At 71.0% G+C, this 15,241-nt stretch carries 13 protein-coding genes and 2 pseudogenes; 11 read left to right on the plus strand and 4 right to left on the minus strand.

The annotated features are described in order from the left end of the window. The coding region (locus CIB93_RS35160) for a L,D-transpeptidase family protein (RefSeq protein WP_179500356.1) at positions 1 to 466 on the plus strand (466 nt) is incomplete at its 5' end. A 53-nt stretch (positions 467 to 519) separates the two neighbouring features. Then, positions 520 to 858: pseudogene (locus CIB93_RS35165) on the plus strand (Uma2 family endonuclease); the annotation flags it as partial. 91 nt (positions 859 to 949) lie between these two features. On the opposite strand, the gene metG reads toward CIB93_RS35165, so the two are convergent. Continuing rightward, on the minus strand, positions 950 to 2,563 hold the full coding sequence (metG, locus tag CIB93_RS35170; RefSeq protein WP_096632856.1) for a methionine--tRNA ligase: 1,614 nt from the start codon (positions 2,561 to 2,563) through the stop codon (positions 950 to 952). A 193-nt stretch (positions 2,564 to 2,756) separates the two neighbouring features. Between metG and CIB93_RS35175 the strand changes: the two genes are divergently transcribed. Beyond that, entirely contained in the window at positions 2,757 to 3,449 is a 693-nt protein-coding gene (locus CIB93_RS35175; protein ID WP_179500357.1) for a response regulator transcription factor, read from the plus strand. Beyond that, entirely contained in the window at positions 3,446 to 4,744 is a 1,299-nt protein-coding gene (locus tag CIB93_RS35180; RefSeq protein WP_096632858.1) for a cell wall metabolism sensor histidine kinase WalK, read from the plus strand. Before CIB93_RS35175 ends, CIB93_RS35180 begins: the two co-directional genes overlap by 4 nt. Here CIB93_RS35180 and CIB93_RS35185 read toward each other — a convergent pair. Continuing rightward, on the minus strand, positions 4,678 to 6,252 hold the full coding sequence (locus CIB93_RS35185; protein WP_096632859.1) for a VWA domain-containing protein: 1,575 nt from the start codon (positions 6,250 to 6,252) through the stop codon (positions 4,678 to 4,680). The two genes, CIB93_RS35180 and CIB93_RS35185, sit on opposite strands and share 67 nt — an antisense overlap. A 314-nt stretch (positions 6,253 to 6,566) precedes the next feature. Between CIB93_RS35185 and CIB93_RS35190 the strand changes: the two genes are divergently transcribed. Both CIB93_RS35190 and CIB93_RS35195 read left to right on the plus strand, forming a co-directional pair. Continuing rightward, on the plus strand, positions 6,567 to 8,639 hold the full coding sequence (locus tag CIB93_RS35190; RefSeq protein ID WP_096632860.1) for a PhoX family phosphatase: 2,073 nt from the start codon (positions 6,567 to 6,569) through the stop codon (positions 8,637 to 8,639). A gap of 94 nt (positions 8,640 to 8,733) precedes the next feature. Then, positions 8,734 to 9,135: an RNA-binding S4 domain-containing protein gene (locus tag CIB93_RS35195; protein WP_096632861.1), complete on the plus strand. Its 402-nt coding sequence runs from the start codon at positions 8,734 to 8,736 to the stop codon at positions 9,133 to 9,135. Between the two features lie 78 nt (positions 9,136 to 9,213). Here CIB93_RS35195 and CIB93_RS35200 read toward each other — a convergent pair whose 3' ends face one another. After that, a complete protein-coding gene (locus CIB93_RS35200) occupies positions 9,214 to 10,158 on the minus strand; it encodes a hypothetical protein (protein ID WP_257002509.1) in 945 nt (314 codons plus the stop codon). A 131-nt stretch (positions 10,159 to 10,289) separates the two neighbouring features. On the opposite strand from CIB93_RS35200, the gene CIB93_RS35205 reads away from it, so the two are divergent. From CIB93_RS35205 to CIB93_RS35225, 5 genes are all read left to right on the plus strand, one after another. Continuing rightward, positions 10,290 to 10,697 (plus strand): hypothetical protein, encoded by a 408-nt coding sequence (locus tag CIB93_RS35205; RefSeq protein WP_096632862.1) that lies wholly within the window; start codon positions 10,290 to 10,292, stop codon positions 10,695 to 10,697. A 141-nt stretch (positions 10,698 to 10,838) separates the two neighbouring features. Further along, the gene (locus CIB93_RS35210; protein ID WP_096632863.1) at positions 10,839 to 11,438 is read left to right on the plus strand and encodes an NADPH-dependent FMN reductase; all 600 of its coding nucleotides are present in this window, start codon (positions 10,839 to 10,841) and stop codon (positions 11,436 to 11,438) included. Positions 11,439 to 11,514: 76 nt separating this feature from the next. Beyond that, entirely contained in the window at positions 11,515 to 12,486 is a 972-nt protein-coding gene (locus CIB93_RS35215; protein ID WP_096632864.1) for an ATP-binding cassette domain-containing protein, read from the plus strand. Further along, entirely contained in the window at positions 12,483 to 13,340 is an 858-nt protein-coding gene (locus CIB93_RS35220) for an ABC transporter permease (protein WP_096632865.1), read from the plus strand. The genes CIB93_RS35215 and CIB93_RS35220 overlap by 4 nt, the downstream gene beginning before the upstream one ends. A 105-nt stretch (positions 13,341 to 13,445) precedes the next feature. After that, positions 13,446 to 14,597, plus strand: coding sequence for a MerR family DNA-binding transcriptional regulator (locus CIB93_RS35225; RefSeq protein WP_096632866.1), 1,152 nt, complete (start codon positions 13,446 to 13,448; stop codon positions 14,595 to 14,597). Positions 14,598 to 14,687: 90 nt separating this feature from the next. On the opposite strand, the pseudogene CIB93_RS35230 reads toward CIB93_RS35225, so the two are convergent. After that, a pseudogene (locus CIB93_RS35230) lies at positions 14,688 to 15,241 on the minus strand (ATPase); the annotation flags it as partial.

The raw sequence follows: 15,241 nt of genomic DNA on the forward strand, positions 1-15,241 counted from the left end.
CCCCGCGCGGGGCTGGCAGCCCGTCGCGGGTCCCTGGCAGGCCCACAACGGTATGGAGGGCTGGACCGATCACCACGTGGCGGGTGACCTGCGGTCCCCGACGGGCGTCTACTCCCTCACCGACGCGGGTGGCCGCCTCCCCGACCCGGGGGCGCTGCTTCCGTACGACGAGCACCCCCGGTTCGCGGTGGACGGCGTGGGCTTCTTCGGGGAGTCGCTGGAGGGCTCTTTCGACTACGTCATCGCGATCAACTACAACCGCACGGAGGGCGTCAGCCCCCTGAACCGCACCCGCCCGCTCGGTCTCGGACGCGGCGGAGGCATCTGGATCCACGTCGACCACGGCGGCCCCACCCAGGGCTGCGTCTCGGTCCCGGAGAAGCGCATGAAGGAGCTCCTGCGTACCCTGGACCCGGCGATGAACCCGGTGATCGTGATGGGGGACGCGGGGTCGTTGGGGCGGTGAGCCGGTGAGCCGGTGAGCCGGTGATCGGGCGTACGGGCGGGGCCCCTTGCCCAAACGCTCGCCCCGATGGCAGTTTCGCCCGCAGCGGCGCTTTTGTCGGCCAAGGCGAATGGGCCAGCCCCGACGACGTCCTCATGGTCGTCGAGGTCACCTCGTACGACGAGGACACCGACCGTCGCAACCGCGTCGAGAAGCCGCGTGCGTACGCCGAGACCGGAATCCCCGTCTATCTGCTGATCGACCGGGACGCCTGCGAGGTGAAGGTCCACTCGGGGCCCGACGGTGTGCGCTACGAGCAGGTCGTGACGGTGCCGTACGGCAAGACCGTCACCCTGCCCGACCCGGTCGGGATCGAGCTGGACACCGAGCCGCTCAAGAACTGGGTGCGCTGACCCGACGCCGGAAGAGCCCGACGCCGTAAGAGCACAGGAGCCCGGGACCGCCGCTCGCGGTCCCGGGCTCCCGGTGTACGTACGTCAACCGCTACGCCGGCTTCTCCTCCAGGCGGGGGAACAGCACCGCGCCCTTCGTCACCGTCGTGCCCGCGGACAGGACGCCCCAGGTGCCCGCGTCCTGGACCCTCTGGTCGGCCAGTGCGCCCAGGGACTCCTCGGCGCCCAGGGACTCCCAGAGCTTCTGCGAGGTCTCCGGCATCACGGCGTTGAGCAGGACCGCGACCCCGCGCAGCGATTCGGCGGCGGTGTAGAGGATGGTCGCCAGACGGGCCTGGCCCTCCGGAGTGGTGTCCTTGGCCACCTTCCACGGCTCCTGCTCCGTGATGTAGCCGTTGACCTGCTTCACGAAGTCGAAGATCGCCAGGATGCCGCCCTGGAAGTCCAGCTCCTCGCCGATCTTCCGGTCGGCGGTCGCCACGGCCTTCGCCAAGCCCTCCTGCACGGCCCGCTCGGCGTCACCGGCGGCCGTCGCCTCCGGCAGCGCCCCGCCGAAGTACTTGCCGACCATCGCCGCGACGCGCGAGGCGAGGTTGCCGTAGTCGTTGGCCAGCTCGGAGGTGTAGCGGGCGGAGAAGTCCTCCCAGGAGAACGACCCGTCGCTGCCGTAGGAGATGGCCCGCAGGAAATACCAGCGGTAGGCGTCAACGCCGAAGTGCGAGGTCAGGTCCTGCGGCTTGATGCCGGTCAGGTTCGACTTCGACATCTTCTCGCCGCCGACCATCAGCCAGCCGTTGGCGACGACCTTGCCGGGGAGCGGCAGGCCCTGCGCCATCAGCATCGCGGGCCAGATCACCGAGTGGAAGCGGAGGATGTCCTTGCCGATCAGGTGCACGTTCGCCGGGAACGTACCCTCGAACTTCTCCTGGTTGGCGCCGTATCCGACCGCCGTCGCGTAGTTGAGCAGCGCGTCGACCCACACGTAGATGACGTGCTTGTCGTCCCACGGCACCGGGACGCCCCAGTCGAACGTCGAGCGGGAGATCGACAGGTCCTGGAGGCCCTGCTCGACGAAGTTCACGACCTCGTTGCGCGCCGACTCGGGCTGGATGAAGCCCGGGTTCGCCGCGTAGAACTCCAGCAGCTTCGGGCCGTACTCGCTGAGCTTGAAGAAGTAGTTCTCCTCCTTGAGGAGCTCCACCGGCTTCTTGTGGATCGGGCACAGCTTCTGACCGGCGAACTCGCCCTCGCCGTCGATCAGATCGCCGGGGAGCTTGTACTCCTCGCAGCCCACGCAGTACGGGCCTTCGTACCCGCCTTTGTAGATCTCGCCCTTGTCGTACAGGTCCTGGACGAACTCCTGCACACGGTCGGTGTGCCGCTTCTCCGTGGTCCGGATGAAGTCGTCGTTCGCGATGTTCAGGTGCTCCCAGAGGGGCTTCCACGCCTCCTCGACGAGCTTGTCCGCCCAAGCCTGCGGAGTCACGTCGTTCGCCTCGGCCGTGCGCATGATCTTCTGACCGTGCTCGTCCGTGCCGGTGAGGTACCACACCTTCTCGCCGCGCTGGCGGTGCCAGCGCGTGAGCACGTCGCCTGCGACGGTCGTGTAGGCGTGGCCCAGGTGAGGAGCGTCGTTGACGTAGTAGATGGGGGTCGAGACGTAGTACGCCGTCGCCCCCTGCTTCTCGGATCCAGTGGCCGCCATGGTCGAAATCCTAACGGCCCGTTCAAGATCCACTCACATCGTCAACGACGGCCCGCGCGCGGGCGGAGGGGGCGCTCTTTGGCGGCGGGCCTGTGGAGAGCTTTGCGAAACACCACTTCCCGCAATGCTTCCCCTGGGAAAGACGCATCCTGGGAGGGAGCGGACGAGCGTGCACGAGACAGGGGACGTCATCATGCGGGTACTGGTCGCCGAGGACGAGGAGATCCTGGCGGAGCTGGTCGCCACCGGACTGCGCCGGGCCGGCTTCGCGGTCGACACGGTCTACAGCGGCGACGCGGCCCTCGCCTACCTCGGGCTGCACGACTACGACGTCGTCGTGCTCGACCGCGACCTCCCCCGGGTGCACGGCGACGACGTCGCGCGCCGCCTGGTCGCCTCCGGTTCGCGTACCCGGATCCTGATGCTCACCGCCTCCGGCGCCATGGAGGACCGGGTCGCCGGGCTCGATCTGGGCGCCGACGACTATGTCAGCAAGCCGTTCGAGTTCCCCGAGCTGGTCTCCCGGGTACGCGCCCTGCGGCGCCGCAGCGCCCGCCCCGTACCGCCCCAGCTGGAGCGGCACGGCATCCGGCTCGACACCGTACGGCGCTCCGCGTTCCGCGACGGCCGGGATCTGGACCTCTCGCCCAAGGAGTTCACCGTGCTGCAACTGCTGCTGGAGGCCGACGGCGGGACGGTCAGCGCGGAAGAGCTCCTGGAGCGGGCCTGGGACGCCAACGCCGATCCTTCCCCGGGCCCTCCACTGCCGTTCGAGCAGGCGAGCCCCCATCCCGGGGCCGTGGGCGTCTGCATGAGCAAGCTCCGGGCCAAGCTCGGTGAGCCCGCGCTGATCCGCACGGTGCAGGGCGTCGGGTACGCCCTGTGAAGCGGCCGACCGTGGCACGGCGGCTGGTCGACGCCTCGAAGCTGCCGCACTCGACGATCAGGACCCGCATCGCCCTCGTGTACGGCGGTGTCTTCCTGGTGCTCGGCACCGCGCTGCTGGCCACCGTCAATCTGGCCTCCCGGGCCGGTACGGAGACCGAGGCGAGGGCCATCGCCTCCTCCGCCGTCGACCTCCCGCCCGGATACACGGTGAACGGTCCGCTCATCGCCCGCAGCCCGGCCGGCGGGCCCACCGTCTACGAACTCACCGACAACGTCAGCGACGCCGCGGGCAAGCAGCTCATGTACTGGTCGTTCGCCGCGCTGCTCGTGATGACGGCCGGCGCGGTCGGCGTGGGCTGGTGGACAGCGGGCCGGGTGCTGCGGCCCGTCCACGCGATGACCGCGAAGGCCCGCCGGCTCTCCGAGCGGACCCTGCACGAGCGGATCGCGTCCAGCGGGCCCGACGACGAGCTGAGGGAGCTGGGCGAGACGCTGGACGCGTTGCTGGCCCGCCTGGAGAAGGCGTTCGACAGCCAGCGCAGGTTCATCGCGAATGCCTCGCACGAGCTGCGCACCCCCCTGGCCACCCAGCGCGCAGCGATCCAGATCGGTCTGGACGACCCGTCACCCGAGGATCTCGTGCGCACCCGGCAGACCCTGCTGGACACCAACCGGCGCAGCGAGCGCCTCATCGAGGGACTGCTCGTGCTGGCCCGCAGCGAACGCGGCCTGGCCTCCGACGAGCGCGAGGAGGTTCGCTTCGACCATGTGGTGCGGGAGGAGACGGCCCGGCACCGGGCGGTACGGGATCGGAGCGGCGGGAGCCCGGTGGAGCGGGAGCCGGGCGGCGGGGGCCCCGCGCTGCGTGTCGCGATCGCGTCCTGCCGGGTCCGCGGCGACCGGCCGCTGCTCGCCCAGCTGGTGGCGAACCTCCTGGCCAACGCGGTCACGTACAACGTGCCGGGCGGCTCGGTGGAGGTCTCGCTGACCGAGGACGGGGCGCTGCTGGTGAGCAACAGCGGGCCGGTGGTCTCCGAGCCCGACATCGCCGGGTTCTTCGAGCCGTTCCGGCGGGGCGAGGGCCGGGACCGGATGGGCGCCGGGTCGGGCCTCGGGCTGTCGATCGTGCGGTCCATCGCAGTGGCCCACGGCGGTACGGTCACGGCGGTACCTGGCCCGGAGGGCGGCGGTCTCGCCGTGACCGTACGGCTGCCGGTCGAGCGGGGTCAGGCCCCGGAGCCCGCCTCACGGGCGGCGGTCCAGGCGGGCAGTCCGGCGAGGATTTCCCGGTAGAGCTCGGTGTCCGCGATCTCGCGCGGGGCCGGGCCCGCGTGGAAGAAGCCCGCGTTCGGGACGTCCAGCTTCCGCAGGAAGTCGAAACCCTTCGCGTCCTGCTCGCCGAAGGCGACGAACTGGAAGAACAGCGGCAGCCGAGCCGCCTCCGCGAGCGCCTGACGGGCGGCCTGCTTGGCGTCCGGCGGACCGTCCGTCTGGAAGACCACGAGTGCCGGACCGGTGGCCTCCGACTTCTCGTGGTGGGCGACGACCTCCTCGATCGCGCGGTGGTAGTGCGTACGGCCCAGCCGGCCGAGCCCGGCGTGCAGCTCGTCGACGCGGCCCTCGTGGCCGGACAGCTCGATCGTCCCGGTGCCGTCGATGTCGGTCGAGAAGAAGACGACGGGCACCGTGGCGTCCTCGTCCAGGTGCGCGGCGAGCGCGAGCGCCCGGTCCCCCAGATGCTGGGCGCTGCCGTCCTTGTAGAACGGCCGCATCGAGCCGGAGCGGTCGAGCACCAGGTAGACCCGGGCACGCAGCCCGGTCAGCCCGTGCGCCTTGAGCGCCGTCTGCGCCGCCTTGTACGGGGCGACGAGCTGGGGCGCCCGCGACTTGACCCGGGCGAGGGGGGTGGCGGGCTTGCCGGGGGCGGGAACGGCGGCTTCAGGGGCGGCGGCGTCGGTCTCCGCGGCGGTCGGGGCGGTTGCCGATGCCTCGGGGGCCTTGGGAGCGGGGGAGGCCTGAGGCGCTGCCTCCGGGGCCTGCTCCGCGGCCTGCTCCGGGGCCTCCTCCGGCGCCGTCGTGGCTTCGGGAGCGGTCTGCGGGGCTTCGGGAGCGGTCGTGGTGGCCGCTTCGGGCTCGGCCACCTGCTTGACGTCCGGCTCGGCCTTGGCATGCGGCTCCGGAGCGGGCTCCGGGCTCTCGTCGAGGTCGAGGTCGATCGTGATCGCCTCCGGCTCGTCGGCCGTGGCCGGGGCCGCGGGCTCGGTCGGCTGCACCGGCTCCTTCACCTCAGGGGCCTCCGCCGCCTCGGGGGCCTTCTCCGCCTCGGGCGCCTCGACGGGCTCCTCCGCAGCCGCGGGAGCGGTCTCCGTCAGGTCCGCCTCCGGGGCCGATCCCTGTGCGGGGACGGTCGGCGTGGGCTTGGCCCTGGTGGCCGCCTTGTCGAAGGCTTCCGCCACCAGGTCGGCGGCGCGCGACTCGTCGCGCTCCACGGAACCGGTGGCGGAGGATGCGGGGGCCGCGGGGGACGCGTCCGAAGGGGCCGAAGGGGCCGAAGGGGCCGAAGGGGCCGAAGAGGCCGAAGAGGGGGACGCGGCGGGGGACGAGGGCGAGGCCGGGGCCGGAACGGACGCCTTCGGTTCGGCCGGTTCCGCCGATTCCGTCGCGGACCCGGCCGCCGAAGTGGTCTCCTGCTCCGCCTCCTTGGGCTGGGTGCGTTCGGCCTGGGGCGGGACGGTGGCCGTGGTCGGCTCGTCCTGCTCCGTGCGGCCGAACACCTTGCGCAGCAAGCTCCGAATGCCCATGGGCGAGGCCTTTCGCATGAGTTGGGTGCGGTGAATGTCCGACCTGGGGGAATTCATCCCTGGCCAGGACGGATACGTAAGGTTAGCGGCCGGATCCGGCCGTTCGCCGGTGCGGCCCACCCCTGTGTCAACCGAGCCGAATCCGTTCCCGGACCGTGTCCACGGGCGTGTCCACCGCCGGCCCCCAAGGGGACAGCGCTGGTCGCCAAGGGAACAGCGGTGGCCCGGACTTCACTCGCCGTTCACCGAGAGTCCCTCGGACCGCGTTGAGACGCACCTACCGTCACGCACGACACCAGACGGAGGGAATCCACGTGCGCAATCTGCTGCCGCTCATCGGCTCGCACCCGGGTGGGCGTTCCGCGCTGACCTGCCGCTTCCGCTGCGGGGACGCCTGTTTCCAGGAGACACCCAACAACAGCGACAACGAATACGCCGGCGACATCATCGCCGGTGCCGTGTCGCGCCGCTCGATGATGCGCGCCGCCGCCGTGGTCACCGTCGCCACCGCCGCCGGGGCCGCCCTGGCCGGCCCGAGCGCCCCGCAGGCCGAGGCCGCCGCGCTCGCCGGGCACGGGCATGGCCACAAACCGTGGCCGCCCCACAAGCCGGGCCGGTCCGGTGCACGTGGCCTGCGGTTCTCGCCGGTCGCGCCCAACAGGGACGACAAGGTCACGATCCCCGCCGGGTACGCCCAGAACGTGGTGATCCGCTGGGGCGAGCCGATCCTGCGCGGAGCGCCCGCCTTCGACCCGGAGAATCAGACGGCGAAGGCGCAGGCGGGCCAGTTCGGTTACAACAACGACTTCCTCTCCCTGCTCCCGCTCCGCGGCGAGCGCGGTCGGCAGGTGATGGTCGCGAACCATGAGTACACGGACGAGATCCTCATGTTCCGCGGCTACGATCCGGCCAACCCGACCCGCGAACAGGTGGAGATCGCCTGGGCGGCGCACGGACTCTCCGTGGTCGTCGTCCAGGAGGAATACCGCACCGGCAGGCTGAGCCCGGTCAACAGGCACCCGCTGAACCGCCGCCTGACCGCGACGAGCGAATTCCGTATGACGGGCCCGGCCGCGGGCAGCGCCCTGCTGCGCACGTCCGCCGACCCCACCGGCCGCAAGGTGCTCGGCACCCTCAACAACTGTGCGGGCGGCACCACCCCGTGGGGCACCACGCTGCACGGTGAGGAGAACTTCAACCAGTACTTCGCCAACGGCAGCACCGACATGCACAAGCGGTACGGGGTCCGCACGAGCGCCTCCGGGCGCAAGTGGGAGCGGTTCGACGAGCGGTTCGACCTGTCGAAGGAGCCCAACGAGGTCAACCGCTTCGGCTGGGTCGTCGAACTCGACCCGTACGACCCGGACTCCACCCCGCGCAAGCGCACCGCGCTGGGCCGGTTCAAGCACGAGGCGGCGGAGCCCCGGCTCACCTCCGACGGCCGCCCGGTCGTCTACATGGGCGACGACGAGAAGTTCGACTACCTCTACAAGTTCGTCTCCAGCAAGCGGATGAAGAAGGGGAACTCGCGTGCCGCCCGCGAGCACAACCTGACGCTGCTGGACGAGGGCACGCTGTACGTCGCCAAGTTGACCGGCGATTCGCCGGTCACCGAGATCGACGGCACCGGAAAGCTGCCCGCGGACGGCGAGTTCGACGGCAGCGGCGTCTGGATACCGCTGGCCACCGGCACCACCTCGCACGTCCCCGGAATGACCGCCGAGGAGGTGTACGTCTACACGCGGCTGGCCGGTGACAAGGTCGGCGCGACCAAGATGGACCGCCCCGAGGACGTCGAGCCCTCGCCGCGCACCGGCCGGGTCTATGTGGCGCTCACCAACAACTCGGACCGCGGCAAGGAGGGCAAGCCCGGCGCGGACGAGGCGAACCCGCGCAACGGCAACAAGCACGGGCAGGTCCTGGAGCTCGCGGAGAACTGGGACGACCCGGCGGGCGACGGCTTCGCCTGGCGGCTGTTCCTCGTGGCGGGCGACCCGGACGATCCGTCGACGTACTACGCGGGCTTCCCCAAGGAGAACGTCAGCCCCATCTCCTGCCCGGACAACGTGGCGTTCGACGCCCACGGCAACCTGTGGATCTCCACGGACGGCAACAAGCTCGGCTCGCACGACGGCCTGTTCGGTGTGGCGACGCAGGGTGACCGGCGTGGCGAGCTGAAGCAGTTCCTGACGGTTCCGACCGGCGCGGAGACTTGCGGACCGGTCATCCAGGACCGCCGTGTCCTGGTCGCGGTCCAGCACCCGGGCGAGGTCGACGGAGCCTCCGTGGAGAATCCGGCGAGCGTCTGGCCCGACGGACCGGGGAAGATCGTCCGTCCCTCCGTCGTCGCCGTCTGGCGCAAGGACGGGCGCGACATCGGCGTGTGACCCCCCGCCGCAGGACGGGCGTGAGGTCCGCAGGACGGGCGTGAGGCCGGATATTTCTCCCGCCTCACGCCCAGCCACCACTAAAGTCGGACCCATGGTTTCCGGTGACGCACCGCAGGCGGCAGGAAGCGTCCGGGTCGATGTGTGGATCTGGTCGGTCCGGCTGACGAAGACCCGTGCCCAGGCGGCCGCCGCCTGTCGGGCGGGGCATGTGAAGGTCGGCGGCGAGCGGGCCAAGCCCGCCCAGGCCGTACGCGCCGGCGACGAGGTGCGGCTCCGGCACGCGGGGCGGGACCGGGTGGTCGTCGTCTCGAAGATCGTCAAGAAGCGGGTCGGACCGCCGGTGGCCGTGGAGTGCTTCATCGACAACAGCCCGCCCCCGCCGCCGCGTGAGCTCGCGATTCAGGTCCCCGTGCGGGACCGGGGCGCGGGCCGTCCGACGAAGCGCGACCGCCGAGAGATGGAGCGCCTTCAGGGCCGCTCGCCGGAGCACTGAGGGCACCGGCACCGGCTCTCGGTCCTGCTTCGCTGTTTCACGTGAAACAGCGAAGCAGGGGTGGCCGCCCCCTCCCGCTCAGCCCCGTACACCGCCGACCCGGGGCTTTCCACGCCGCAGGAGTGCCCGGGCGAGCACTGCCCCCACCAGCAGAACGGCACCGACCACCAGGACCACCCAGACAGTGGTCCGCAGCGAGGCCGTCAGGGCGTCGACGACCGCGGCGGCGGCGTCCCGGTCCCGGCCCGGCACCTCGTCCAGCACCCGGCTCCGGCCGACCGCGACCAGGACCCGGAGCACGATCGCGCCGAGCATGAAACCGGCGCCCACCATCGCGGTGGCCCACAGTCCGGCTCGCAGCCCGCGTCGTACCGTCGTGATGCCCACCACCAGGACGAGGAGCACCAGGGTGGCGACGGCGGGCCAGATGCTGCAGTACCGCAGCCAGCGGAAGGAGCCTCTGAGGTCATCGGCCTGGTCGGGGCCGAGCACGGTGATCTCCGTCCGCTGAACCGGAATCCGATCCGCGAACGGCACCCCGTCACGGACGAGATCCTGTTTGACCTGATCGATCACCGGCGACAGATCGATTCTCACGGGCTGGCCGCTGTCGCCGTCCAGGGCGTCCGTCACCGCCTTGTGGGCGGCCCGGTTCGCGGTGTCCCAGGCGTTCCCGAAGGCCTCGGTGGTCGTGAAGGACTGCACGGTCTCGTGCAGGAACTCCCGGACCGTGTCCTGGAGCGGCCCGAGGTCGATCTGGCGCATCGCCTCGTCGGTGATCACGTCCAAGACGGTGGACTGCACCGCCGGGTCGGAGGAGAGCGGCGAGACGGCGGCGACGTACCGGTCGGTGCTGTCGATCTCCAGGTCGACCCAGGCAGAGAGCGCGCTCAACGGCACCAGGACGGCGAGCAGCACGAGCAGGACCGCGGAGAAGGCGGCCTTGGACGCCGAGGCCTTGGACGACTTGGACGACTTGGACGACGCCGAGGCCGCTGAGCTCGCTGAGGGAGAGGTCCGCACTTCACCAGGGAATCCCGTACGGAGCCGGCCCGCTCCGGACCGTACGCCATTCGAGTTGCCGGGCGGCGCGGGCGGGTGTGCTCTGGAGGAACGGGGGCGAGCGACGGGGGTGACGGAAGGAGCTGTCCGCGATGGCCACACACGCAGCCGTGCCCACTCGAAGAGGTCCCCGGGCCCACGCACGGGACCGCCACCACACTCCGCTCGCCTGGGCGCTGCCCCTGGTGCTCGGCGTGATCTACGGCTTCTACGCGGCCTTCATCCGCCGCGACGGCGGCCCGAGCACCGGCGGACAGGTCCTGCTCGGTCTCGTCTCGGGCGCCGCTCTGGCGGCCCTCTGCTTCGCGCTGGGCCGGATCCAGCAGTCGCTGCCGCGCGAGCTGCGGGCGGTTGCCTACGGTGCGCTGACCGCGTGCGCGATCGGCTTCCTGGTGAGCCTCACCGATACCAGCGTGCTGCGGTCGGCCGGGCTGGGGCTGGTGGTCGGCGCGGGCGTCCTCTGCACCGCTTTCTACATCTTCTACACCCGCGAGAGCTGAGGTCGGAGAGTCGGGGTACGGGGCCGGGGTCCGTTGCGCAGGGCTTCTCCGAGCACGGGCGCGGCCGCCAGATTCAATCTGGCGGCCGCGCCCCTCCGTCTGGCGCCCAAAGGGTGAGGGGAACGGGAGGAGGAGCGAGCGATGACGGACAGCAGGAGCGGTGACGGCAGGATCGAGCGCACCGGCGATCCGCTGCGTGTCGCGGTGATCATCGGCAGCACCCGCGAAGGGCGCATCGGCGACGCGGTCGGTCGTTGGTTCATGGAGCGGGCCCGGGACCGGACGGAGCTGGAGCTCGCCGTTCTGGATCTCGCCGAGTTCGACTTCCCCGTGCACTACCCCGGGCGGGCCACCGACCAGATGACGGAGTTCACCGAGGCGATCGCCGAGGCCGAGGCCTACGTCGTGATCACCCCGGAGTACAACCGCTCGTTCCCCGCCTCCCTGAAGCAGGCCATCGACTTCGCCTACGACGAGTGGCAGACCAAGCCGGTCGCGTTCGTGAGCTATGGACACGGCTCCGCCGGGCTGTATGCGGTGGAGCAGCTGCGCTCGGTCTTCACGGAGCTGCACACGGTGACCCTGAGGAACGGGGTGGCGCTCGACTTCCTCCAGCAGCCGCTGGAGGGGCGGCCGGGGGACTTCGGGCGGGACCGGGCCGTGGGGCTGATGCTCGACCAGCTCGGCTGGTGGGGCTGGGCGCTGCGCGAGGCACGGGCCGCCCGCCCCTACGTCTCGTGACCACGGCCACCACCCCGCAGCCGCTCGGACCGGCGCACATCGCAGACGCACACCGACGACCTACAAGGAATGGACCATGAGCACTGAACTGGCCATCGAGACCGCGGGGCTGGTGAAGGTCTTCGGCGACAACCGCGCTGTGGACGGCGTCGACCTCGCCGTCCCGACCGGCACCGTCTACGGCGTCCTCGGACCCAACGGCGCAGGGAAGACCACCACCGTCCGTATGCTCGCGACCTTGCTGCGCCCCGACGGCGGAACGGCCCGGGTGTTCGGCAAGGACGTGGTGCAGGACGCCGACGCGGTCCGCAGCCGGGTCAGTCTGACCGGGCAGTACGCCTCGGTGGACGAGGATCTGACCGGCGCGGAGAACCTCATCCTGCTCGGCCGGCTCCTCGGGCACTCGAAGCCCGCGGCCCGGGACCGGGCGGCCCAGCTGCTCGAAGGGTTCGGGCTGGGCGAGGCCTCGGGCAAGCAGGTGAAGAACTACTCCGGAGGCATGCGCCGACGCATCGACATCGCCGCGTCCATCCTGAACACCCCCGATGTGCTGTTCCTGGACGAACCGACCACCGGACTCGACCCCCGCAGCCGCAACCAGGTCTGGGACATCGTGCGGGCGGTCGTCGCCCACGGCACCACGGTTCTGCTGACCACCCAGTATCTGGACGAGGCCGACCAACTGGCCTCCCGTATCGCGGTGATCGACCACGGCAAGGTCATCGCCGAGGGCACCAAGGGCGAGCTCAAGGCCTCCGTCGGCTCCGGCACCGTCCATCTGCGGCTGCGTGACGCCGCCCAGCGGGCCGAGGCCCAGCAGGTCCTGGCCGTCGCACTGAACGCGGTGGTCCAGCTGGACGCCGACCCCGTGGCACTGACCGCCCGGGTCGACGGGCACAGCACCGAGCAGGGAGCGGCGGAACACGCCGGACGGGCCCTCGCCGAGCTGGCCCGCTGTGGCATCACGGTCGACAACTTCTCGCTGGGACAGCCCAGCCTCGACGAGGTCTTCCTCGCACTCACGGACAAGAAGGGAGTGGCGGCATGAGCACCACGACCGCCAAGACGGAGCTGGAAGACATCCCCCTCGCAGAGCCGGACCAGGAGCGCCTGTCGGCGCTGCTGGTGGGCCACGACCGCCCGCCGAGGCCCAGCGCGCTGTCGGCATCGGTGACCTTCGGCTGGCGCGCCGTGCTGAAGATCAAGCATGTGCCGGAACAGCTCTTCGATGTCACGGCCTTCCCGATCATGCTGGTCCTGATGTACACGTATCTCTTCGGAGGGGCCCTGGCCGGCTCCACGGAGGAGTACATCCAGTTCCTGCTGCCCGGCATCATGGTGATGAGCGTCGTGATGATCACGATGTACACGGGCATCGCGGTCAACACCGATATCGCCAAGGGCGTCTTCGACCGGTTCCGCACTCTGCCGATCTGGCGGCCCGCACCGATGGTCGGCTATCTGCTCGGTGACGTCCTGCGCTATCTGCTGGCATCGGCGGTGATGCTCACCGTCGGAATGATCATCGGGTTCCGTCCGGCCGGCGGTGCGCTCGGTGTGCTGGCCGGGATCGGTCTGCTGGTGGTGTTCTCGTTCGCGTTCTCCTGGATCTGGACGATGTTCGGTCTGCTGCTGCGGACCGAGAAGTCGGTCATGGGCGTCAGCATGATGGTGATCTTCCCGCTGACGTTCCTCAGTAACGTCTTCGTCGATCCGAGGACGATGCCGGGCTGGCTCCAGGCCTTCGTGAACAACAGCCCGGTCACCCACCTCGCCACGGCGGTGCGTGAGTTGATGGCGGGCAACTGGCCCGCTGCGGACGCCGCCTGGACGCTGGGCTGGTCCGCCGTGTTCCTGATGGTCTTCGGCGCGGTGACGATGCGGCTCTACAACCGCAAGTGACCGGCGGTCGCCGGGCCCGCGCCGTGCATCCTTGACCTTCCCGACGGGGGAAGCCCCAGCATCGGTGGGGCCGGGCGGAAGGCGCCCGGTACGAGGAGGTACGGGGTGGAACGCGACGGCCGCGCGGTGGACGCCGGAAGAGGAGAGCTGGTGACGATCGGGGAGTTCGCCCGGTTGTCCCGGCTCTCCGCGAAGGCGCTGCGGCGCTACGACGAGCTGGGTCTGCTCCGGCCCGCCCTGGTCGATCCGGTGAACGGCTACCGGTACTACGACCCGGCGCAGGCGGAGGGCGCGCGGCTGGTGGCGTGGCTGCGCAGGATCGGTATGCCGCTCAGCCGGATCGGCCGGGTCGTCCAGCTCGATCCGGCTGCGGCGGCGGTGGAGATCCGGGCTTATTGGGCACGGGTGGAGGTCGAGACGGCGGCCCGGCGCGATCTGGCGATGTACCTCGTCGACCATCTGTCGGCGGAAGGCGTGGAGATGACGAAGCGAGTACCGGAGAACGCGGCGTTCGGGATTCGGTGTGCGGCGTTGACCGATACGGGGGCGGTGCGTACGGCGAATCAGGACACGGCGTTCGCGGGGGCTCGACTGCTGGCGGTCGCCGACGGGTTCGGGGAGGCCGGGGCGGAGGCGAGTGCGGCGGCGATCGAGGCGCTGAAGCCGACCGCCCGGGGTGCCGGGGGCGGGGTGCTGCCCGCGGCGGATCTGCTGAACGCGCTGGAGGACGCGGCGGATGCCGCGTCACGCGCGGTCAGGGACGCGGTCTCTCCGTACGACGCCCCCGACGGGTCGGGCACGACGCTCACCGCGATGGTGTGGACCGGGTCGCGGCTCGGGCTCGTGCACATCGGGGACTCCCGGGCGTATCTGCTTCGGGGCGGTGAGATGTTCCGGATCACGCACGACGACAGCCTGGTCCAGGCGATGATCGATGACGGTTCGCTGAGTCCGGAGGAGGCCGCGTCGCACCCGCAGCGCTCGTTGCTGCTGAAGGCCCTGGTAGGCGCGGCGCAGTCCGCTCCGGTGGCCGTGGCGTGCCGACCGGAGGTCCGGTTGCAGGAGGTGATGGCTGGGGACCGCTATCTGCTCTGCTCGGACGGGCTGTCGGCCGTGGTGGACGAGGCGGACCTGCGCGCGGCGGTCATCGCGACGGACGACCCGGAGGAGGCCGTACGCCGATTGGTCGCCCTGGCCCGTGCGGCAGGCGGGCCCGACAACGTGGCGTGTGTCGTCGCCGACGTGGTCGTGCGGTAGCGGGGCGGGGCGGGACGACCGACGGGCCCCGGGGGCGGGGAGAGCGAGGGCCGGAGTCGGCGGCCTGGGGCTGACTGTTGTGGGCTGGGGTTACAGCTGCCAGTGGAGGGTCTGGTCGGGGCGGTAGGCGCAGGTGGTTCCTGTTGTCACGGATGCCTTCAGGTGGGCTGCCAGGGAGGGGTGCAGGGTGTCCAGCTTGCGCAGGGCGTCGCGGATACGGGCGGTGACCGTCTTGCGGGCCCGCTCGGTCTGGTCACCCAGGCGGCGGGTGCGGCCACCGAGTCCGGCGGCGGTGCGGAGTTCGTCGAGGAGGGCCTGACGTTCCCGGTCGCACTTCTCGATGAGCCGGGTGTCGTCCCGGGCCGCGGCTCGGTCTATCTCGGCGTCCAGCCGGGCCAGGTGTTCCTTGTACCGGCGCTTGGCCTCCTCGTCGAGCACCGGGTCGCCGCCTAGCTGCCCGGCGGCGACGACGAGGCTCCCGCCCTCGGGCGCGAGCAGGTGGACGGCCGGGATGTCGGCGCCGGGCTGTCCCAGCAGGCTGTGCAGGTCGCGCAGGCCCTTGGCGTCCGGGACATGCACGGTGACCCCGTCCCAACGCAGCTGCCACACCGGCCCGTTCCGCCGGAACTCGGCAGCGGGCGGGG

Source organism: Streptomyces sp. WZ.A104, from assembly GCF_002382885.1.
In the GTDB taxonomy this organism is placed as follows: Bacteria; Actinomycetota; Actinomycetes; order Streptomycetales; family Streptomycetaceae; genus Streptomyces.